Annotated in this window: 17 protein-coding genes; 9 read left to right on the forward strand and 8 right to left on the reverse strand. The window is 39.8% G+C overall.

Features of this window, described 5'->3' with window-relative positions:
* Positions 1-38: 38 nt before the first annotated feature.
* Together ung and DUT70_RS00385 are read right to left on the reverse strand one after the other, a co-directional pair.
* On the reverse strand, positions 39-716 hold the full coding sequence (ung, locus tag DUT70_RS00380) for a uracil-DNA glycosylase (RefSeq protein WP_113645276.1): 678 nt from the start codon (positions 714-716) through the stop codon (positions 39-41).
* A 1-nt stretch (position 717) separates the two neighbouring features.
* Entirely contained in the window at positions 718-1,236 is a 519-nt protein-coding gene (locus DUT70_RS00385; RefSeq protein ID WP_113645277.1) for a thioredoxin family protein, read from the reverse strand.
* 85 nt (positions 1,237-1,321) lie between these two features.
* Here DUT70_RS00385 and DUT70_RS00390 point away from each other — a divergent pair, with 85 nt between their 5' ends.
* Positions 1,322-1,867 carry a DUF2892 domain-containing protein gene (locus DUT70_RS00390; RefSeq protein ID WP_113645278.1) on the forward strand — a complete coding sequence of 182 codons (546 nt, stop codon included), beginning with the start codon at positions 1,322-1,324 and terminating at the stop codon, positions 1,865-1,867.
* A 54-nt stretch (positions 1,868-1,921) separates the two neighbouring features.
* Here DUT70_RS00390 and DUT70_RS00395 read toward each other — a convergent pair whose 3' ends face one another.
* The 5 genes from DUT70_RS00395 to DUT70_RS00415 all read right to left on the reverse strand — a co-directional run bounded on the left by DUT70_RS00395 (position 1,922) and on the right by DUT70_RS00415 (position 7,288).
* Complete coding sequence (locus DUT70_RS00395; protein WP_113645279.1) at positions 1,922-2,134, reverse strand: hypothetical protein; 213 nt, start codon at positions 2,132-2,134, stop codon at positions 1,922-1,924.
* Between the two features lie 523 nt (positions 2,135-2,657).
* Positions 2,658-2,846 (reverse strand): RNA-binding protein, encoded by a 189-nt coding sequence (locus tag DUT70_RS00400; RefSeq protein WP_113645280.1) that lies wholly within the window; start codon positions 2,844-2,846, stop codon positions 2,658-2,660.
* Between the two features lie 155 nt (positions 2,847-3,001).
* Entirely contained in the window at positions 3,002-4,711 is a 1,710-nt protein-coding gene (lysS, locus tag DUT70_RS00405) for a lysine--tRNA ligase (protein ID WP_113645281.1), read from the reverse strand.
* Positions 4,712-4,852: 141 nt separating this feature from the next.
* Positions 4,853-5,767 (reverse strand): citrulline utilization hydrolase CtlX, encoded by a 915-nt coding sequence (ctlX, locus tag DUT70_RS00410; RefSeq protein WP_113646514.1) that lies wholly within the window; start codon positions 5,765-5,767, stop codon positions 4,853-4,855.
* Between the two features lie 78 nt (positions 5,768-5,845).
* The gene (locus DUT70_RS00415) at positions 5,846-7,288 is read right to left on the reverse strand and encodes an arginine deiminase family protein (protein ID WP_162926544.1); all 1,443 of its coding nucleotides are present in this window, start codon (positions 7,286-7,288) and stop codon (positions 5,846-5,848) included.
* 914 nt (positions 7,289-8,202) lie between these two features.
* Between DUT70_RS00415 and argS the strand changes: the two genes are divergently transcribed.
* Entirely contained in the window at positions 8,203-9,975 is a 1,773-nt protein-coding gene (gene argS, locus DUT70_RS00420; protein WP_113645283.1) for an arginine--tRNA ligase, read from the forward strand.
* A gap of 128 nt (positions 9,976-10,103) precedes the next feature.
* Positions 10,104-10,901, forward strand: a complete 798-nt coding sequence (locus DUT70_RS00425; protein ID WP_240431986.1) for a sulfite exporter TauE/SafE family protein — start codon at positions 10,104-10,106, stop codon at positions 10,899-10,901.
* Between the two features lie 377 nt (positions 10,902-11,278).
* Here DUT70_RS00425 and DUT70_RS00430 read toward each other — a convergent pair whose 3' ends face one another.
* Positions 11,279-12,403 carry an AI-2E family transporter gene (locus DUT70_RS00430; protein ID WP_113645284.1) on the reverse strand — a complete coding sequence of 375 codons (1,125 nt, stop codon included), beginning with the start codon at positions 12,401-12,403 and terminating at the stop codon, positions 11,279-11,281.
* Positions 12,404-13,019: 616 nt separating this feature from the next.
* Here DUT70_RS00430 and mnmE point away from each other — a divergent pair.
* From mnmE to DUT70_RS00460, 6 genes are all read left to right on the forward strand, one after another.
* Entirely contained in the window at positions 13,020-14,378 is a 1,359-nt protein-coding gene (gene mnmE, locus DUT70_RS00435) for a tRNA uridine-5-carboxymethylaminomethyl(34) synthesis GTPase MnmE (RefSeq protein WP_113645285.1), read from the forward strand.
* A 120-nt stretch (positions 14,379-14,498) separates the two neighbouring features.
* Entirely contained in the window at positions 14,499-15,626 is a 1,128-nt protein-coding gene (locus tag DUT70_RS00440) for an alpha/beta hydrolase family protein (protein WP_113645286.1), read from the forward strand.
* Between the two features lie 381 nt (positions 15,627-16,007).
* Positions 16,008-17,342, forward strand: coding sequence for a serine hydrolase (locus DUT70_RS00445; protein WP_162926545.1), 1,335 nt, complete (start codon positions 16,008-16,010; stop codon positions 17,340-17,342).
* Positions 17,343-17,400: 58 nt separating this feature from the next.
* A complete protein-coding gene (locus DUT70_RS00450) occupies positions 17,401-18,540 on the forward strand; it encodes a serine hydrolase domain-containing protein (RefSeq protein ID WP_113645288.1) in 1,140 nt (379 codons plus the stop codon).
* Positions 18,541-18,640: 100 nt separating this feature from the next.
* Positions 18,641-19,165, forward strand: a complete 525-nt coding sequence (locus DUT70_RS00455; RefSeq protein ID WP_113645289.1) for an NADPH-dependent FMN reductase — start codon at positions 18,641-18,643, stop codon at positions 19,163-19,165.
* A gap of 529 nt (positions 19,166-19,694) precedes the next feature.
* On the forward strand, positions 19,695-21,158 hold the full coding sequence (locus DUT70_RS00460; protein WP_113645290.1) for an alpha/beta hydrolase: 1,464 nt from the start codon (positions 19,695-19,697) through the stop codon (positions 21,156-21,158).
* Positions 21,159-21,340 lie beyond the last annotated feature (182 nt).

Consider the following 21,340-nt stretch of genomic DNA (forward strand, 5'->3'; position numbering starts at 1 on the left):
ATTAGTGTTCAGCTATGTGATGCTGTTGTGGTTATTAGTTAAACGATTTGCCAATCAATAGGCTCTTTTCCTTCCTTTTTAAGGATTTCATTGGTCTTTGAAAAGGGCTTGGAACCGAAAAAACCGTTGTAAGCAGAAAAAGGAGAAGGGTGTGCAGACTTAATGATGAAGTGCTTGCTCTGATCAATCAAGCTTTCTTTTTGTTTGGCGTAGTTGCCCCATAGGATAAATACCAATCCGCTTCTTTTTGCAGATAATTCAGAAATGACTTTGTCGGTAAATTGTTCCCAGCCTTTGTTTTGATGTGATCCAGCGGTATGCGCTCTAACTGTTAATGTTGCGTTTAAGAGCATTACGCCTTGATCGGCCCAACTGGTGAGTTCTCCGTGGCTGGGGGGGTTAAAATCAGGGAATTCATCCGCCAGTTCTTTATAGATGTTTTTAAGTGATGGGGGAGGAACTATTCCTTTTTGCACAGAGAAGGAAAGACCATGCGCTTGTCCTACACCGTGATAAGGATCTTGACCCAAGATCACCACTTTTACTTTTTCAAAAGGCGTGTGCTTAAAGGCATTGAAAATATCGGAACCCTTAGGGAAAATAGTGAAACCAGCTTGTTTCTCCTGCTGAAGAAAATTTTTTAAACTCTTCATGTAAGGTTTTTCAAACTCGTCTTTTAGTACTTCAAACCAACCAGGTTCCAAATCAATAGCCATATTATTTTTTTGCGGTCAATATTTCAATAAGGTCCAGTTCTAAGCTCTTTTTTGGAAACTCAGTAATGCGTCCAATTTCGGTACCTTTTTTATCCGTAACAATGAAGGTAGGAACACGTGTGATGTTTAGGTTATCTATTAGGCCGTTTTCTGCTTTCTTGGCACCGTCTACTGCAATAAAAGCGACATGGTCTTCTTTTACCTTAGCTGCATCAGCAACTTTTAGGAAGTTTGGTACTTGAAATTTGCTATCGCCACACCAAGTTCCTAGTACTACCTTGATTTTTTTATCCTTTAGTAGTTTGGTTAATTGGGCCATTGAAGCTGAGTCTACTTTGTAGTTCTCATAATTGGCATCGTAGCTTGCTTTAAATTCAGGAAAGGTCACCAAACCTTCTCTTGAGCACTCGTTTAACATGATTTGTTTATGTTTAATCTGATCTTCTAGTTTTTTATTGATTTCTTGTGCATTGGCCGAAATGAAAAACAGGCCCAGCACCATTGTAAATAAGTACTTCATTGTTATCTAATTTTTGTTGAAATTATAAATTAAATCGCTATTTTCTGCTATATAAAACCGATATTTGCAGAAATATTGAAAAACTATGTCAAATTTGGTACGCCTAATTATAGGCTTTGCTTTACTTGGTGCGGCAGTTGCACTTTTTATTTTCGGTCACTGGGGTTGGGGTATACCAGCCGTTTTGTTTAGTATATTTATTTTCATCACGTATTTTTACAATGAGAATATGCTGATTGCACAATGGTATTTGCGTAAAGATAATATGCCTAAAGCGGAAGTGTTTTTGGGGAAAATTACCAATTACGAGAAGCAGTTGAACAAAATGCAATACGGATATTTCCATCTTTTGGTGGGTCTAATCGAATCGAGAAAAGCACCTTTGAAATCTGAGAAGTACTTTAAGAATGCTTTGAGTTTAGGTTTGCATATGGATCACAACGTAGCAATGGCCAAGTTAAGTTTGGCGGGTATTGCCATGGCTAAACGCAACAAACGTGAAGCGCAAATGTATTTGGCAGAAGCTAAAAAAGCGGATAAAAATAAACTATTGGCTGATCAGATTAAACAAATGAAAGACCAGCTTGGCATGTTAGATAAGCAACAACAAGTGCGCTACAGCCATAGATAGGATTTTAAAAGGCATAAAAAAAGGTCTGGTTGCTTCACAGCGGCTAGACCTTTTTTATTTGTCGCAAAGGCGATCAAAGTTTTCTTCGAATGCTGAATCTGTCCTACTTATCAGGTCGTCTTCTTCTTCCATTCTTTTCTTGCTGAAAAACAATTCCTCAGCTTGGATTCGCTTAATTAATTGACGAATAAGCGATAAATCAAACGTCTCTCTGCTTAACTTGATGCAGTATTCGTTTTCTGTGATTTCGATACTTGAACTATTCATCTTATTTAGATTTTAATACAGGTCTAAAATAGAAAAGCCTTTTTAAGCGTAGGGTAACATGCTTTTAACTTTTTGTTATGTTTTTGTTAAGGAAGAAGGTTTTTATTTTACAACCTTCGACATTTTAGAGCATTTTAGTTTTTTGGCATGAATGGTGAAATGTTTTTAAAACACCTTAGACAACTTAGTTCATTTTAGCTTCTGAACCATTAAGGAATTAAGGGACATTAAGATTTTTTATGAGACATAGTCTTAATTGTCTTCATTTCTTAATGTTTTGTTTTTAAAACACCTTAGATACCTTAAGTTCATTTTAGCTTCTGAACCATTAAGGGATTAAGGGATTAAGGGGCATTAAGATTTTTTATAACGCCTGGTCTTAATTGCTTTCATTTCTTAATGTTTTGTTTTTAAAACACCTTAGATACCTTAAGTTCATTTTAGTTTTTTAACCATTAAGGGATTAAGGGACATTAAGATTTTTTATAAGGCCTGGTCTTAATTGTCTTCATTCCTTAATGTTTTATTTTGAAATAGCCACCGCATTTCTGCCTAAGGTTTTAAGACGATCGCCATTTTCTTGTACAACAGTAATGGTTAGGTGTCCTGTTTTACTGATGTTGAAGTCTGTGGCAGTACCTGTTTTACCTTTGTGAGTGCCATTTACAACTTGACAAAAGTCACCATCTTTAAGCTTTGTTTCTTCTTTCATTGATTTGGCTTTTGTTAAAAATAGAGAAAAGTTTGAGAATAATCACGTCATTGCAAGGTTGCTTTATCTCACCTTCAAGCAATAACGAAAAGAGTAGGCAAAAAAAAATCCTCAACTGTAATAGATGAGGATTTATATGTTAATAAAAAGATGTCTTATTTATACTCTAGGAATAAACCATCATCGGTTTTGCTTACTTTTAGGATGTTTTTGCCAGTAAGTCCTTTAAGGGTGGTATCCCATTTTTTATTGCTCCAGTCTGCTAATTGTGCTCTTACATCACTTAATAGCTGTTGTTCGCCTTCTTTTACCAAACCAAACAATTCACTTTCTTCGGCGGTAAGCTCAACTTTCTTTTTCTCTGGACGCATCTGAGGGAAGAACAATACTTCCTGAATTGTTGATTGGTCAGTCATTAACATCACCAATCGATCAATGCCAATACCTAAACCAGAAGTAGGAGGCATACCATATTCCAAAGCACGCACAAAATCGTCATCCATAGCCATGGCCTCATCATCGCCTCTGGCAGCCAATTTCAATTGCTCTTCGAAACGCTCTTTTTGGTCAATTGGGTCATTCAGTTCTGAGTAAGCATTGCCAATCTCTTTACCCATTACAAATAGCTCGAAACGTTCTACTAAGCCTTCTTTGCTACGGTGTTTTTTAGCCAAAGGAGTCATCTCAATTGGATAATCGGTAATGTAAGTAGGCTGAATTAGGTTGGCTTCTACTTTCTCACTGAAAAGCTCGTCCACCAACTTGCCGCGACCCATGCTGTCGTCAATCTCGATGCCTAAATCTTTACAGGTTTTTGCCAATTCGGCTTCGGTCATTTCAGAAACATCAATGCCTGTATATTTTTGAATGGACTCGTACATGGTCAATTTCTCGTAAGGACCCGCAAAATCAATTTCGTGTGCACCCACTTTAACGATAGGTGAACCGTGAATAGCTACCGCAATTTTCTCTAAACATTCTTCTACCATACCCATCATCCATACGTAGTCTTTGTAGGCTACATAAATTTCCATCGAGGTAAACTCAGGGTTGTGGGTCCTGTCCATTCCTTCGTTACGGAACATTTTGCCAAACTCATATACGCCATCAAAACCCGCAACAATTAGCCTTTTTAAGTAAAGCTCATTGGCAATACGTAAAAACAAAGGCATGTCTAAGGTATTGTGGTGGGTGGCGAACGGACGAGCCGCTGCACCGCCATGAACCGCTTGTAGAATAGGCGTTTCTACTTCCATCCAGCCTTGGCTGTCGAAATAGTTACGCATGGTGTTGATGACCTTGCTGCGGTTAATGAAAATTTGTTTGTATTCTGGGTTTACCGTTAAATCTACATAACGCATACGGTAACGTAACTCGGGATTGGTAAAACCATCAAAAACGTTTCCTTCATCGTCGCGTTTTACAATAGGCAACGGACGGATGGATTTAGAAAGCACCGTTAACTTGTTGACGTGTACCGAAATTTCACCAGTTTGAGTGGTAAAAACATAACCCTCAACACCAACAAAATCGCCGATATCTAATAATTTCTTAAATACAGTATTGTATAAAGTCTTATCATCACCAGGGCAAAGCTCATCACGCTTCAAATAAATTTGGATACGACCAGTAGCGTCTTGAAGTTCAGCGAAAGATGCTGCCCCCATAATGTTGCGGCCCATAATTCTGCCTGCAATCTTAATGGTCTTGTATGCCGTTTTATCTTTTTCGTAGTTAGCTAAAATGTCTGCTGCATTAGCATTGATTTCGTAAGCCTCTGCAGGATATGGGTTAATACCCAGCTCGCGAAGCTGTTTTAACGAATCGCGGCGTAATAATTCCTGTTCTGATAATCCTATACTCATTAATTGAATTTTTTGCAAAAATAGCAAAAAACTTGGCTTTTACGAGGCGTAAAGGGGACGAATAATAGCGATTTTGTTTTAGGGAAAGTCTTGATGGAAAACACAGACCCCGAAGGTTTTAAGGCCTTCGAGGTTTATTTATTAGGGCTTAAGTGGCAAATGCACTTCTGCGAGCATGCATCTGGCACTGCCGCCGCCATTTTGTTCGATGGTGTAAAGTGGAGCAGTTACAATTTTGGAGAATGCTGATAAGGCTGTAATCTGCGTACCATGTAAAGCTTTCAATGCTTGTTCTGACATTACTAATAGGCTGTGTCCTTCTTTATTTTTTACTTCGAGCATGTTGCCCGCAAAGTGGTTCATCTGGTCAAAGGAAATATCAATTACTGTTTTTTTGGTGGCTTTAAAGCTTTCTAAAATGGCAATTTTATCTTCGGTGTATTTAATGCTATCCAAACAAACCACAGCAAATTTTTCGCCGATGCACATCATCACATTGGTGTGGTAAATAGGGAAGCCGTGCTCATCTACCGCGTCAAAAGCGACCACTTCATAACCGCTTAACATGGCAAAATTTTCCAGTACTTCTTTATCCGTGCGGACACTTAAGCAAGCGTAAGCTATTTTATGGGTTCTATCTAAAACCATGCTACCCGTACCTTCCAGAAATAGCTGTTGCTGCTCAAAAAAGCTTAAATCAGTGAGGTGGCTTACTTCAAAGGTTTTTCCTAGGTTATCAATAATGTCCTTCCTGCGCTCTTCTCTTCTGTTGGGCGAGTGCATAGGGTATAAAAATACGGAGCCATCCTCATGAAAAGACACCCAGTTATTCGGGAATATCGAGTCGGGAGTTGCTGGGTCTAAGGTGTCGCTAATTACGGTAACGTCTACGCCATTTTCTCTCAATATGTTTACAAAGCCATCAAACTCTGCTAAAGCTTGGTGCTGCACATTTTCCTGTTCGCCAGCTACCTGAAATTTATTATCGCCAGCCGTTTGCTCGTTGAACTTGAAGTCAACGGGGCGTATCATTAATAGGTGTGAAGTTGTTTGCATTTTTTGGTTTTTTAGTTTTTTGGCTGTTTGGTTTTTTAGTACCATTGGCTAAATCCTTATTCTTTACTCCTTGCTCCTTTATCCTAATCCATCTCTCAGAATAGGCAGGCTCATACAATGGAAACCACCTCGAGCTCTTGATAGTTCCGCCGATGGCATTAACACCAAAGTATCGTTTAAGGTTTCCGCATCTACTTTCCCGCTTTCCAAATCTTGAATCAAATCCTGTACCTTAACCACATCAAATCCACTTGCTTTAAAGGCTTCCACGGTTTTGTCGTTGCGATCGTAGCCTAAAACTACACCCTCTTTAAGTGCCAAAAGATTGCAGGAATCCGTCCATTGCTCACGGCTATCGTAAGGGAAGGTGTTGCCACCGCTATAAATCACTTTGGTAGTCGTGGTGCTGCCCAAATCATTTCTGCTAATATCGTCTAACAAAGCCTCCACATGCTCATAATATTTAGGTTGTCCAGGCTTATCCTTGTGGAATTGGATAGCCGTAGTCGCTTCCAGTTTTTCAGGCTCTTTTAAAAAATGGATGGGTTCATTGGCATCATAAGCTGGGCTGTGTGCAATACTGTGTAAAATTACCCAAGTGTCACGTTTTACTTGCGTAAAAACCGTGTCTAGGTGCATGTAGTCGCGTTTGGCTGGAATTTTTACCACGGTTACTTTATCCAGCACATTGTTCTCGAACAACAGTTTGATGGCTTCGTTAGCACCCTCTTCGGAAGTACGCTCGCTCACGCCAATTAACAAATGATTAGGACTTACCATCATCACGTCGCCGCCTTCCAAAGTTGTACGAAAAGCAGGCTCATCACCTGGCCTTAAAAAATGTTGGGTAGGGTCAGGAATTTCGATGATATTGTTTTGGTATGCTTCAAAAAACGGATGGTTAAAGAAGATGTAACGCATCAACATGGTTTCACGAACACGAGCTTTTTTGGCAGGTTTGTTCAGTAAAATATGGTTGTTGATGGTGGTGCCCACATCGCGGGTAAAAATGAGGTTGGGCACTGGGGCAAAAATCATGGTGTCATCAGCCATGGTGCCTGATATAAAAATCTCTGCCAGCTCTTTAGGGTCGGTAGCGGCAAGTTTTAATTGTAATTGATAGGTACAGCCTTCAATGGCACAAACGGCAGCAGTTAGTTTTTTACGGATGTACTCATCGGCCAAAATATCCGAAAGCAAATTTTGTAGTTCTATTACATTTTCGGAGTTGTGAAACTGCGGATGGTTGGGTTTGTAAAAGCCACGATTAGCTTCCACAGAATCTATTTCAGCGAGCTTGCCCTTGATTTTATCAGGGTCCAAAAAATACATCAATAGTTTGGTGTAGTAATCGTATTCGTCCTTTCTAATGGTGTCAAGGTGCACAATATCTTCAAATAACCAGTCTTGTGCTTTAGAAGGCACCACTTTGCCTAGTCCGCTATCAGGGCTATGTACCAGTAGCTTCCTTAATCTTCCAATCTCTGTAGTTACGCCTACTTTAAATCCGTTTCGCTGCATGTTCATATCATTTTGGTGTTGCCACAAAGCTATTCTTTTTTTTGAAAGAGACAAGGGGAAGTGGCTAGGGGTTAGGGATTAGTTGGTTCATTGGTTCACTTGTTCATTAGGCAGCTCCATTCCTAGCACGTCATCTCGACCGCACCCGTACCGACACTTCGGTAGTGGAGAGATCTTTGGATTTTGCTATGCTACTGTACATGTCATCCAGAGCGCACCTGTACCGACTATTCGGTAGCGAAGGATCTCTTTAATTGGTTGCTTGGTTCATTAGCAGCTCCATTCCTAGCACGTCATCTCGACCGTAGTGGAGAGATCTTTGGACTTTGCTATGCTATTTTACATGTCATCCAGAGCGCACCTGTACCGACTATTCGGTGGCAAAGGATCTCTTTAATTGGTCGCTTGGTTCATTAGCAGCTCCATTCCTAGCATGTTATCTCGACCGCACCCGTACCGACACTTCGGTAGTGGAGAGATCTTTGGACTTTGCTATGCTATTTTACATGTCATCCAGAGCGCACCTGTACCGACTATTCGGTAGCGAAGGATCTCTTTTGAGTGTTGGTTAATCAATTAACTGTTTAGTTCTTTCTCGCAGATTGCATTGATTTTTCTACAGATGGACTGGTTCATTATTCAATTGTTCACTTAGTTCTTTAAACCCGATTGCAGTGGAAAGCCCGCAAGGGAGCGAAGCGAGTGCGGACTTGCAACGGAAAGCGGGGCTGACGATAATAGTAGTGCTGTAGGTGCTTTTCTAAATAATGAATTAGCAATTAACAATATTCAATTTTCAATAAATCAATAATCAACGGAAAATAAACCAATGACTACTAATCACTAATTACTAACCACTAACTACTAATTCCTAAAAAACTAAACATTCCAACAATTAGTGTATTTTTGCGATTATGAATTTTATTGTTGCTGGCGCAGTTAAGGCCATTAAAGAGTTGTATGGGCAAGATATTGCCGAAGATGTAATTAACCTACAGGAAACACGTAAGGAATTTGAAGGACAGGTAACCATTGTGGTATTCCCTGTGGTGCGGTTCTCTAAAAAATCTCCTGAGGAAACGGGTAACGACATTGGTAGCTTTTTGCAACAAAACGTAGCCGAAGTAGTTGGTTTTAACGTAGTGAAGGGTTTTTTGAACTTGAGCATTACCGAAAATTACTGGATAAACTTGTTTAACGATACTTTATTGGCATCAGACTTTTTGGTAGTTAAGCCAAATGGACAAAAGGTGATGGTAGAATATTCGTCGCCAAATACCAATAAGCCTTTGCACTTAGGCCACGTACGTAACAACTTATTGGGCTACTCGGTATCCGAATTGTTAAAGGCTGATGGCTACGAGGTGATTAAAACCAATTTGGTGAACGATAGAGGCATCCATATTTGTAAGTCAATGTTGGCTTGGCAAAAATGGGGCAACGGCGAAACTCCTGAAAGTACTGGACTTAAGGGGGATAAATTGGTTGGAAACTACTATGTGGTTTTTGATAAGGAATATAAAAAGGAAATAAATGCTTTGGTGGCTACTGGCCAAACTGAAGAGGAAGCAAAAAAGAATGCTCCACTGATTAAAGAAGCACAACAAATGCTTTTGCAATGGGAGCAGGGCGATGCTACAGTGGTAGGTTTATGGGAAAAAATGAACGGCTGGGTATACAGCGGTTTTGACGTGACCTACAAAAAGCTGGGTGTTGATTTTGATAAATACTATTACGAAAGCAATACTTATTTGCTTGGAAAAGATACCATTGAAGAAGGATTGGCAAAAGGAGTTTTCTTTAAAAAGGAAGATGGCTCGGTATGGATTGATTTAACGGCCGATGGTTTAGACCAAAAATTGGTACTACGTTCGGATGGTACTTCGGTGTACATTACCCAAGATTTGGGTACGGCCCAAATGAAGTACGACGACTTTAAAATGGACAAATCTATTTACGTGGTGGGCAACGAGCAAGATTATCACTTTAAGGTGCTTTTCTTGATTTTAGAAAAACTAGGCAAAAGTTGGGCTAAAGGTTTGTATCACTTATCGTATGGCATGGTTGATTTACCGAGCGGAAAAATGAAAAGTAGGGAAGGTACGGTAGTGGATGCGGATGACCTGATTGCCGAAATGGTAGATACTGCCAAGCAAAAAACAGAGGAGTTGGGCAAAACTAACGAGTTTACCGAAGCAGAAAAGGCAGAATTGTATGATACCATTGGCTTAGGTGCTTTAAAATACTTTTTGCTAAAGGTGGAACCTAAAAAGCGTTTGCTATTTGACCCTGCGGAGTCGATAGATTTTCAGGGCAATACAGGACCATTTATTCAATATACCCACGCTCGTATCAAATCGTTGTTGGGCAGGGCTTCGTACCAATTTGCACAGGCTGATTACGCCAGCATTAAGCTAACTCCAACAGAGTTGGATATGATCATGTTGTTGGCTAAATACCCAACCGAGATTTCGAATGCGGCGAAGGCTTACAGTCCAGCATTTATTGCCAACTATTTGTACGAAGTGGCCAAGTTGTTCAATAAGTTTTACCACGAAGTTCCTCCAATTATTAAAGAGGAGGATACATCAGTAAAACAACACCGATTAAATATCTGTAAAATTACCGCTGATGTGATTAAATCGGGAATGACCATATTGGGCATTAAGGTACCAGAAAGAATGTAATTTTGTTATGAGTTGCGGGTTTTTAGCTATTGTGCCTTAACCTACACCCGCAACTCACCACCTATAACCCACAGCTTATACCTCGCAACTGGTAACTCATAACCTGCAACTCCCAACCTGCAACTCAATTGGATCAAATCATTCATTTTATCACTACCAATAGCACCGACTTAGCATTGCTTTGTTTGGCGGCTTTTGCGGCAGGTTTTATTGATGCCATTGTGGGTGGAGGTGGTTTGTTGCAAACACCAGCGATCTTGCTTATTTTACCTCAATATCCAGTGGCAACGTTGTTTGGTACGGTAAAAATTCCGTCGCTTGCTGGAACTGCCGTTGCGGCGGTAAAGTATGCTAAACAAGTAAAGTTTAAAGCGGCTATTTTAGCAGGATGTACCATAGCTGCTTTTATGGCTTCGTTGTGCGGGGCCTACTTGGTAAGCACCATTAACAACCAGCACATTAAACCCGTTATTTTAGCAGTGCTTGTAGCGGTAGCACTTTATACTTATTTTAATAAAAAATTTGGAGAGCAGCAACACAAAAGCCATACTTTGGGCAAGCAAATTTTACTGGCTTGTTTGTTTGGTTTAATGATTGGCTTTTATGATGGCTTGATCGGCCCAGGTACAGGTTCTTTCTTGATCCTGGCTTTTGTGGGCATCCTGGGTTTTGATTTTGTAGGCGCCAGTGCAAATGCCAAAATTGTCAACGTAGGCACTAACTTGGCTGCACTCATTTATTTCAGTTCAACGGGCCACGTATTATTTCAATATGCCATTCCTATGGCTATTTTCAATGTGCTAGGTTCCTTTTTAGGAGCTAGACTTGCTTTGCTTAAAGGCAATAAGTTCGTCCGTATCTTTTTCTTGATCGTTGTATTTGGTACCATTTTGCGTTTCGCGTACGATGTGTTTTTGAAAAACTAGGAACTAGTGGTTAGGAATTAGGAATTAGTGGTTAGTTGCTAGTGGTTAGTTAGGAAGTTAATGGGTAGCACTAGTCATCTATAAACAAGTGAGCCAATAACCAATGAACTATTATATTATCGGCACCCTGTCATCCAGAGCAACACTTAGGCTGCGAAAAGGGCTCCTTGAATAGTAGCTTAAAATTAGCTCATTATCTAATTTTCCAAAGATCAAATAAAAGGTTAGGTTATTAATTAGTCCTGTCCATTAAAGTCTCGAGATGATGGAGTAGAAACGGACTGAACAATAATTGATGCCAAATAAACAGTTAACCGATTAAACGAATAATCAACTAACCACTAATTCCTAACCACTAGTTCCTAGCTCCTAAAAAACTACTTCTTATCTATCGTCCCCGATTTGGTTTTCACCGTACCCTTTTTCCTATAAATAGCAAAGCTCATAGGGCTTTTGGCTGGACGTTCATCGCCGAACAACACGCCCCAGTGTTTAAAGCCTTCACTTCTATCGAAAATAACTTTAAGTACTGCAATAATAGGCATTGACAAAAACATGCCCGAAATACCTGCCACTACACCACCAATGACGACACCCAAAATGGAGACCAGCGCATTGATTTTTACTTTAGAACCTACAATACGTGGCATTAAGATGTTGTTATCGAAGAATTGAACGACGGCAATTACCAACAAAACGGTAATCACTGGGCCTAATTCTGGAGAAGAGGTTAGCGTAATCAGCACACCCAAAATGTTACCAATTAAGGCCCCCACATAAGGGATTAGATTTAAGATGGCGAAAATAACCCCAATCAACAAAGCATGTTTAATGCCAAACAACGTAAGCGTTCCGCCAAGTAAAATAGTCATGTAGGTAATTTGGATGAGCAAGCCCACTAAATAATTTTTGATGATGGCCTCCGCTTCATAAGAAGCCTCTTTCACCTTCGGATGGTGTTCGACCTTGAACCACATGAACAAAAAGCGCAATAAAATATCCTTATAAAAAAGGATCAGGTAAATATAGATAGGAATAAGGCCTAAAAACACGAAAATACTACTCAAGGTCACGGCCGCACCACTAGCTGCTTTCCCAGCCATATTTAACAAATCATCACTCTTTTCAGTAATGAATTTCTTTTGTTTGCCAATAGAGAAATCGGTAAAGCTGCTGATCCATTCTTGTAACGACTGCAAATGCTTAGCCACGTTAGATTTAATTTGTGGAAAATCGTTCACCAAAATGCCAATCTGGGCCGAAAAAAACCAGATAATTCCTGCGATAAAAATAAATACCAACAAAATGGGCAAGATGATGGCCAGTGCTTCTGGAAATTTATATTTCCTTAAAAAACGATAAATAGGCAATAGTAAAATACTAATGAAAAACGCCATGATTACAGGCATGATGATGTCGCTGGCAATGGCAAAAATACCGATACATAAACATAGGCCAAGCAACTCAATAGAACGCTTTACGGTTAAGGGTAGTTCTTTCATAATTAAAGATGGTATAAAATTTAATCCCTAACACTAAAGTAGGCAAATTGTTTGGATGAAGGGGTGGTTAATTGGTTCATTAGCTCATTTGTTTATTGGGTTAATCACTTAATTGTTCACCCCGCTCATTATGTCATCCTGAGTACGCGAAGGATCTCTTTATAGGTTATTTGTTTAATAGCTCTTTGGGGCTAGGAACTAGTGGTTGGTATTTAGATGAGTAGTTCCCAAAATTCCCCTCTTTTAGAGGGGTGCCCAACGGGCGGGGTGTTGTTTACTTGTTAATCGTTTACTTGTTCATCCCGCTCATTATGTCATCCTGAGCGAGCGAAGGATCTCTTTATAGGTTATTTGTTTAATAGCTCTTTGGGGCTAGGAACTAGTGGTTGGTATTTAGATGAGTAGTTCCCAAAATTCCCCTCTTTTAGAGGGGTGCCCAACGGGCGGGGTGTTGTTTACTTGTTAATCGCTTAATTGTTCATCCCGCTCATTATGTCATCCTGAGTACGCGAAGGATCTCTTATTGGTTGTTTATTCACTTTACTCCACTCACAACTCATAACCCGTAACTCGCAACCCATTTCCATAACCCAAAAATCCGTACTTTTGCGGCATGATGTTCACCAACGATACCATTATTGCTTTATCAACACCTCCAGGCAGCGGCGCCATAGGCGTCATCCGTCTTTCCGGACCTGAGGCCATTAGCTTAACCAACAGTGTGTTTAGCGGTAAGGATTTAGCTAAGCAGGCTACCCATACCTTGCACTTTGGCTTAATCAAAGATGGCGAGGTAGTAGTTGATGAAGTAGTGGTGTCTTTATTTGTGGGCCCAAAATCATACACCAAAGAGCATGTGGTTGAAATCTCTTGCCATGGTTCCAATTACATCATTCAACAAATCATCAGCTTGTTGATCCGTAAAGGAGCAAGGGCTGCCAAACCTGGAGAATTCACCCTACGTGCTTTCCTTAATGGCGCTTTCGATTTAAGCCAAGCAGAAGCCGTGGCCGATTTGATTGCTTCAGATAGCAAGGCATCGCATGAAGTGGCCATGCAGCAAATGCGTGGTGGCTTTTCTAACGAGCTGAAAGATTTACGCGAACAGCTGATCCACTTTGCCAGCATGATTGAACTCGAACTCGATTTTGCAGAGGAAGATGTAGAATTTGCCAACCGTGATCAGTTACGTGACCTCGTCAACCGCATCAACAAAGTATTGCAAAGGCTCATCCATTCCTTTGAAGTAGGTAATGTGATTAAAAATGGCGTTCCAGTGGTCATTGCAGGAAAACCTAACGTAGGCAAATCTACCTTACTCAATGCGCTATTGAATGAGGAACGTGCCATTGTGAGTGATATTGCAGGGACCACACGCGATACCATTGAAGATGAGATTAACATTAACGGTGTAGTATTTAGGTTTATTGATACCGCTGGGATCCGCGAAACCGCTGACGTGATTGAAGCCAAAGGAGTGGAGCGCAGCTTAGAGAAAATGAAACAGGCCAAATTGATCATTTATATGGTTGATGCGCAAGAAGAACAAGCCGAAGTGTTGAAACAATTACAAGATTTAGCGCTACAACAAACACCTTATCTGTTCATCGTGAACAAAGCAGAATTGTTAACGGCCGAACAAAAGGAATTTTACTTGGAGCATGGCGCTTTACTCATTTCTGCCAAAACCAAGCAGGGAATGGATGTGTTGGAGAATGCTTTATTAGAAAAAGTGAATTTAAGCCATATCAATACCAGCGAAACTTTGGTAACCAACATTCGACATGTGGAGGCTTTAAAGCAAACGCAAAATTCCTTAAACCGAGTATTAGAAAACATTCATAACCCTGTAACTTCCGACTTTCTGGCGATGGACATTAAACAGGCCTTGCATTATTTGGGAGAGATCACTGGTACGGTGACCACGGATGACTTGCTAGAAAATATCTTTACGAAGTTTTGCATCGGTAAATAACCCCTGTTAAGGGAGTTGTAGGCAAAATTACCGTTAGTGAGCATTTTTTGTAGTATATCGATGGAATGAGGTCGTTCGTCGCTATGGATTGTATATACCATCATCTTCATCTTTCTTTAAATGAAAAAGATGAAAGTGAAATACTTTAAAAAGATAACCATTGCGTGTTTAGTCATGCTTGCTATATCCGTTAAGGGACAACAACGACCTCAAACTCCAATAGCCCCTTTTCCCTATGACGTAGAAGAGGTATTTTACAAAGTAGCCAGTGATACTGCTGTAAAGCTGGCCGCCACAGTAACTATCCCTAAAGACCAAGGTCCTTTTCCAGCTATTTTAATTATTGGAGGATCTGGGCAAACTTCTAGAGACCAACCATTTTTTAATCACAAACCTTTGTGGGTCCTTGCTGATTTTCTTACCAGACTTGGATATGTTACACTGCGTTTTGATGATCGTGGAGCTGGAAGTTCTACTTTGGGAAGCAAGAAAATTCACGAATTACAAGAAGAAGACTACTTGGCTGATGCTTCGGCTGGAATCGATTTCCTTAAAAAACATCCATCAGTTGATCCAAAAAAAATAGGGGTGATAGGCCATAGTGCTGGTGCTGGGCAAGGCCTGGCATTACTGGCCGACAAAAGCAAGCAATTAGTTTTCTCGATCATGTTAGCTGGCTATGTTAACAATTATCCGCATATGGTGGTGGCACATCAAAGCAAAATGATGGCAAAAGCAGCGGGCTGGCCGCTTTCATGGCAACGTGCGGATAGTAGTTTTGTAAGCAGGAGCATCTATTATACCAAAAACGAAAATAATTATGAACAGCGTTACAAAGCAATCAAGGCAATTGCCGACGAGGAATTGACAAAGCTAGGCAAACTTGAAACTGACGAGCTCCAGAAAAGGATAAACACCAGAGTGTATATTTTGGCCAGTGAGCAATTTCACAAGGCTGCCCAAGTAGAACCAAAAGATAATTTGCTGATGATCAAATCGCCAGTGTTAATTATCAACGGAGACCTTGACCTGAATGTGGATGCCGCTTATCACAGTCCGAGGATGGCCAGCTCGCTCCAGAAGAACTTCAATAGCAAATCAAAGATTGTAGTACTAAAGGGCATCAACCATATGCTACAAGGGGGCGGACGCACGGGATTAATGGAAGAATCAAAAGATATCAATGAAACGATTAGTCCCCTTATACTCGAACAGATAAGTAAGTGGTTAAGTACTTTAAGTAAGTAGGCTCCAATTTAGATATTATTAAATGTTCGATGGTATTTTGCGATTGACCAACCATAAAAAATCATGAAAACTATAAATAAGTTAACTGCGCTGGTTCTTTTATCGACCACCTGACCATTTGCTCACAATCTTTCTAACAAAAGCAATGATTGAGGCAGTAATAAATCGCGATTGCCTGCTAAATATCATGGGGAGCCGAGATCGAGTGCGTTATAAATATCAGAACCTTAAACACCTAAAATTGTCGATTATAAAATGCAAGAGGTTCCAATAAATAGGTGTTCCCTTTAACATACTTGCATTTCGTCTACGATTTGTAGGCTTCGGTCGACAAAGTGTAACCTGAACCAAGTTTGATAGTCTTTTCTGTAAATGAATAATATGCACAAAAATCTTTTATTGATCTTTTTGATCATACCTACCTTGCTCAAAGCACAAAATATCCCAGTTCAGGCAGATTCATTGCTGACTAACTATTTCCGTCAGGGACTTTTTTCTGGAAATGTCTCCATCATCAAAAAAGGCAAAATCCTGTTTTCCAAATCTTACGGCTATAGCAATGCCAAAACCAGGATACCTAATGACAAAGAAACGCAATTCCGTATAGGTTCTATCACAAAAACTTTTATTGCGGCCCTAATTCTTCGCCTACATGAACGTGGTAAACTTTCACTGAATGAAAAGGTTTCGAAATATCTGCCAAACTACCATTATGGAGATTCGGTCACCATCTGGAACCTCTTGAACCATACTTCAGGTATCAAGAGTTTTACATCCATCGAAAAATTCCAGAAGGAAAAAATGGAGATGACCAGTACTTCAGAAGTGATGAGCACGTTTGCGCAAATACCACTGCTATTTTCGCCTGGTAGTAACTTTCAATATAGCAACTCCAACTATCTTTTACTCGCCTACATCGCAGAGAAAATTACTAAAAAGAACTTATCCCAACTATTAAGAGACGAAATTACCCAGCCATTGGGAATGAAAAATACTGGAATCGATAGTGACGGAAGGAAATCCGACAACAAGGCCTTAGGGCACGAGGCGTCTCTCCTAAGCGACCATGATATTTCTCCGAATAACAACATAGGCCTGCTATCGGGAGCTGGAGCAATGTACAGTACCGCTGAAGATTTGCTGCGGTGGGAGAGGGCAATGTATGGCAATACGATACTTAGCGACAGTAGCAAGTCAATAATGTTTCGCCCTTACTTAAAAAATTACGGTCTGGGTTGGCAGGTTAGCCAAAACAATAGCCGTTTAAGCTATGCTCATTCTGGTTCCATCGACGGATTTAAATCAAATATCCAATTATTTCCGCAAACAGAAACCGCAATCATTTTCTTGTCGAACTATTTCAACACGCCAGGTCCCGAAATATGTGCTGCTTTAGAGGCCATCACCTTTAATGAACCTTTCCAAATACCAACCGAACGACGTGCAATTACACTTCCCCAGGAACAGCTTGCTGCTTATATAGGAAATTACGATTTCCAAGGTAAATTAGAAATGAGCATTGTTATCGAAAACGGAAGACTATTAAGTAAAATTAAAGGACAGCCTACGGTGAGTTTAAACCCAATTGGCGACCATAAGTTCTATGTTCCAATGAACGGCGTATACATTCAATTCAAAATGTCGACCAGTAAAAATGCGGCTTCCTTGCAAATCATGGATGGAAAGAGAGGGCTTGAATTCATTAGAAAAGAATAACATGGAAGACAGTTAGCAGCCAATCAGTTTAGAACATTTGAACAGTTAACAAAATGAGATGAAAAAGTATTCCCTATTTATTTTTTTACTTTTTACGGTGGTAACAAGCAGTTATAGCCAAAAACAATGGCCTACCCAACCATTTATCGACTCCTATATAAAAGGCGAGATGAAGACCTTAGGCATTCCAGGCATGGCGGTAGCGGTTATCAAAGATGGAAAAGTATTGCATGCTAACACTTACGGCATCGCTAATATAGAGTATGATATTCCCGTTTCAATGAGCACATCCTTCCAAATCGCTTCGGTAACAAAATTATTTACTTCTACTTTAATGATGAAATGGTTACAGCAGAAGAGGATATCCCTCGATGATTATGTGACAAACCATATTCCTAATGCCCCTGAGACTTGGAAGAAAATTACGATCAGGCATCTGCTGGCTCACGAAAGCGGGGTGCCTTGGCCAGCGTCATTGGGCGGTACAATAGGGATCACCGCTTCCGAACCTTTTAAGGTCGACAGTATGGCTTTGCTCATAGAAAAGTTAAAAGCCCAGCCGCTAAAGTTTGAAACTGGATCAACACAGGCATATGTAAACGGTGATTATTTTCTGCTTCAGTATATCATCGAGAAAATAGGAGGTCTTCCTTTTGAACAAGTTTTAAAAAAGGAAGTATTTGATACGATTGGAATGACAGACAGCGGATATGATGTAGAACAGCGTGATTTAAGAATATTGACCATGTTTCCGTTGAAACGTAAATCCCAAAATTTTACGACTGGTAAAAATGGCCCTTTAATATTCAAAGGTTTTTATGCGCCAACAAGCTATAATGCTGGTGGGATGCATTTGTCTATACACGACGCCATGAAGTGGGCGATCTCCCTTGATTCAGCTACTTTAATTACAGCAGCGATGCAGAAGGAAATGGCAAAACAAACGCTGTTAAAAGGTGGGTTCACACAACTAGGTTGGACTACCCAAATAAACAATGGCTACCAGGTAATTGGACATAGTGGTGGTCCAGGATTGGGAGACATTTTAAGAGTGCCTTCTGAAAAGCTAACGATTATTGTGCTTAGTAATTTTGTGGATATGTATCCCTATATGGCTGGCAATATCCTAAAGCATTATCTTGCCAACTTTAACCCACAGCAAATGCCAAAAACCTTAAAAAGAGATTTGATTAGATGATGTGAACCGTTTTTGGAGATCCTTTGCGCTAAATGTTGCAACAGGTAATGATTTGAAGCAGAGAAATAGTTAATAACTTTGCAAGCAAACTCTTGTTGATATGATTAATATCTTTGTCATTAACGGTAGTGCCAGCGAACAGTCTTCCAACCAGCAGCTTATTCGAACAATCGAATTATTGGCTAAGGATAAATTTAAGCTTACCATTTGTACTAGCTTAAAAACACTGCCGCATTTTGATCCCGATCTTACCATCAACGAAACTCCACAATCCATTCTTGATTTGAGGAAGAACATTGAAAGCGCCGATGGTTTAATCATTTGTACACCAGAATATATTTTCAGCATTCCCAGTGGTTTAAAAAATGCTATCGAATGGTGCATCTCAACGACTATATTTTCTGAAAAGCCAACAGCATTGATTACCGCTTCGTCTCAGGGAGAAGCTGCTCATGAACAGTTACAGTTAATCATGAAAACAGCAATGGCAAGGTTCACTCCTGAAACAACATTGCTCATTCAGGGGATCAAAGGTAAATTTGATCTACAGGGCCAGCTTATTGATCCAACACTCCAAGGTTCGTTAAACATGCTGATTTCTGCCTTCACTAAGCTCTTGAAATAGTAAAAAAACAATGCTTGTTACGCTCTTACTAATTAAAGTGATGTAGCCGAAGAGGTTATATGAAGTTAGATGGTAAGCTTACTTTATGTAGATGGAATTGGGGTTTCACCATAGACAGCCAAATTTATAGACTAACTGCTGATATCCTTGGATATTATTGTACCATATGGAATGGTTTGATTTAAAGAAGTCGTCACCACATCCATGATGACGACTTTTTAATTAACTATTAACTATCCTAAACTTCTACTTTTAGGTTCTCAAAATTAAAAGCTATAAATGAGCTAAAATGTTCCTACAACACCAAATTCCAATTTAAAGTCAATTCATTTCAGAAGATTAAAAGTAAGGGATAATGATAGGCAGATTTTAGATATACATATCCGAAGATATTGATGCGAGGAAATCAAATACCAATATTGGGCTGAAAAAATGTTGTTCGTCTACAAACTGCTGCTTTCTGCGCTTACTATTTATTAACGGCTATTTGTATGCTCATATTTGAGTTCTATCAGTAAACTCACATATAATGATTAAGATTCTTAAAATATCGCTATGGGTATTTATGATAACCACGAATGCATATGCCCAAAATGTGATAAAGGTACAATTAGATACCTCATTAAAAGGACCATATACAGGAAGGCTCATCGTGTATCTACAGTCAGATACGAGTAAGGCTTTTGGCGCATCTAAAGAAGAATGGCCTTCTTATGCCATCAACGTCATAAATTGGAAAACAGGAACACTACAAGTCTTAGATAAGACATCCGATAGCTATCCTAAGGTGATGGATGCACTTCCAAAGGGTTATTACAAAATGGTCGCCACTTTGGATACGAATACTAAAGAAAGGTCTTATAGTGCTCCTGGGAACTTATATACCAAATTTGAACTAGTGGCCAAGCTCGATAGTGGCCAAACTAAAGCACCAGTGCTAACGTTGACCCACGTCACCAAAGAGAGAAAGTTTGTAGAAAGCACGTTGACCAAAGAAGTCGTTCTAAAATCAGAGCTGTTAACTAAGTTTAGAAAGGAAGCCATTTTTATGAAAGCAGGTATAGTCTTGCCTGCTTCCTATGAAAGTCAACCACAACGTAAATTCCCAGTGGTATATGTCATTCCAGGTTGGACGGGTAACCACCATCAGGCCAACAGCAAATCTCAACATCAAGCTTATGGCGTAGGTGAGGGGCAGGAAAAGATCTTTGTATTCCTCAATCCCGAAACCCAAACTCCTTTTGGCTTACATGCTTTTGTCGATTCAAGAGTGAACGGACCTTGGGGTTCAGCATTAATCAATGAACTTATCCCATATTTAGAAAGTCAATTTAGAATAAGTAAAACGCCTGAACATAGATTAATCACTGGACAAAGCTCAGGTGGTTATGGAGCCATTTGGTTAGCTTTACATTTTCCCGAAAAATTTGGCGGCTGTTGGGCCACGTCACCTGATCCTGTTGATTTTAGCAGTTTTACAGGCGTGGATATCTATCAAGATGAAAACTATTTCTATGACCGTAACAAAATGGAGCGAGGCATTGATATCTTTAACGGAAAGCCCAAAACTACCTTGCGGAATACCTTTGTAAAGGAACAAGTAGATGGTGATGGTGGCCAACAACAATCATTCGAAGCAGCGTTTGGCTTGCCAGATCACCATGGAAGGCCACAAGCCCTTTTTGATCCAACTACGGGTAAAATCAATAAAATGGTTGCTAATTCTTGGCGGCCTTATGATCTTGCACTTTATGTGCAACAAAACTGGCCTAAGATCAAGCACTATGTTGATCAAAAAATTAGAATCTATGTGGGCGAAAATGACAACTATTTATTACAGCATTCAGCCTTGATGTTTGAGAAGAAAATAAAAACCATAGGCGCAGGAATACAAGTGCAAATGATTAAAAATGCGGATCATTTTAATACACGATTGATGGTCACGCGGACCATTCAAAAAGAAATGGACGAAACGATTGAAAGCATAAAATAAGACTTCGGTATCAGGAAACATCAATCAAGGTTGGCTTTCCCCAACCATCATATACAAGGTCAATTTGTTTAGCAAGTTGACCTTTTCTTTTGAAAGATCCTTCATGATGTGTTTTGATAGCTTCATTATTAGCATGCGCTAAATAGACTTTCCTTACTCAAAAAGGTGGTATAGGAACATTT

It is taken from the genome of Pedobacter chitinilyticus, from assembly GCF_003313385.1.
In the GTDB taxonomy this organism is placed as follows: domain Bacteria; phylum Bacteroidota; class Bacteroidia; order Sphingobacteriales; family Sphingobacteriaceae; genus Pedobacter; species Pedobacter chitinilyticus.

Bases quoted from the DNA above. Each gene is read 5' to 3' on its own strand.
- ung (WP_113645276.1), bottom strand. From the start codon at position 716: ATGGCTATTGATTTGGAACCTGGTTGGTTTGAAGTACTAAAAGACGAG.
- DUT70_RS00385 (WP_113645277.1), bottom strand. From the start codon at position 1,236: ATGAAGTACTTATTTACAATGGTGCTGGGCCTGTTTTTCATTTCGGCC.
- DUT70_RS00390 (WP_113645278.1), top strand. From the start codon at position 1,322: ATGTCAAATTTGGTACGCCTAATTATAGGCTTTGCTTTACTTGGTGCG.
- DUT70_RS00395 (WP_113645279.1), bottom strand. From the start codon at position 2,134: ATGAATAGTTCAAGTATCGAAATCACAGAAAACGAATACTGCATCAAG.
- DUT70_RS00400 (WP_113645280.1), bottom strand. From the start codon at position 2,846: ATGAAAGAAGAAACAAAGCTTAAAGATGGTGACTTTTGTCAAGTTGTA.
- lysS (WP_113645281.1), bottom strand. From the start codon at position 4,711: ATGAGTATAGGATTATCAGAACAGGAATTATTACGCCGCGATTCGTTA.
- ctlX (WP_113646514.1), bottom strand. From the start codon at position 5,767: ATGCAAACAACTTCACACCTATTAATGATACGCCCCGTTGACTTCAAG.
- DUT70_RS00415 (WP_162926544.1), bottom strand. From the start codon at position 7,288: ATGCAGCGAAACGGATTTAAAGTAGGCGTAACTACAGAGATTGGAAGA.
- argS (WP_113645283.1), top strand. From the start codon at position 8,203: ATGAATTTTATTGTTGCTGGCGCAGTTAAGGCCATTAAAGAGTTGTAT.
- DUT70_RS00430 (WP_113645284.1), bottom strand. From the start codon at position 12,403: ATGAAAGAACTACCCTTAACCGTAAAGCGTTCTATTGAGTTGCTTGGC.
- mnmE (WP_113645285.1), top strand. From the start codon at position 13,020: ATGTTCACCAACGATACCATTATTGCTTTATCAACACCTCCAGGCAGC.
- DUT70_RS00440 (WP_113645286.1), top strand. From the start codon at position 14,499: ATGAAAAAGATGAAAGTGAAATACTTTAAAAAGATAACCATTGCGTGT.
- DUT70_RS00445 (WP_162926545.1), top strand. From the start codon at position 16,008: ATGCACAAAAATCTTTTATTGATCTTTTTGATCATACCTACCTTGCTC.
- DUT70_RS00450 (WP_113645288.1), top strand. From the start codon at position 17,401: ATGAAAAAGTATTCCCTATTTATTTTTTTACTTTTTACGGTGGTAACA.
- DUT70_RS00455 (WP_113645289.1), top strand. From the start codon at position 18,641: ATGATTAATATCTTTGTCATTAACGGTAGTGCCAGCGAACAGTCTTCC.
- DUT70_RS00460 (WP_113645290.1), top strand. From the start codon at position 19,695: ATGATTAAGATTCTTAAAATATCGCTATGGGTATTTATGATAACCACG.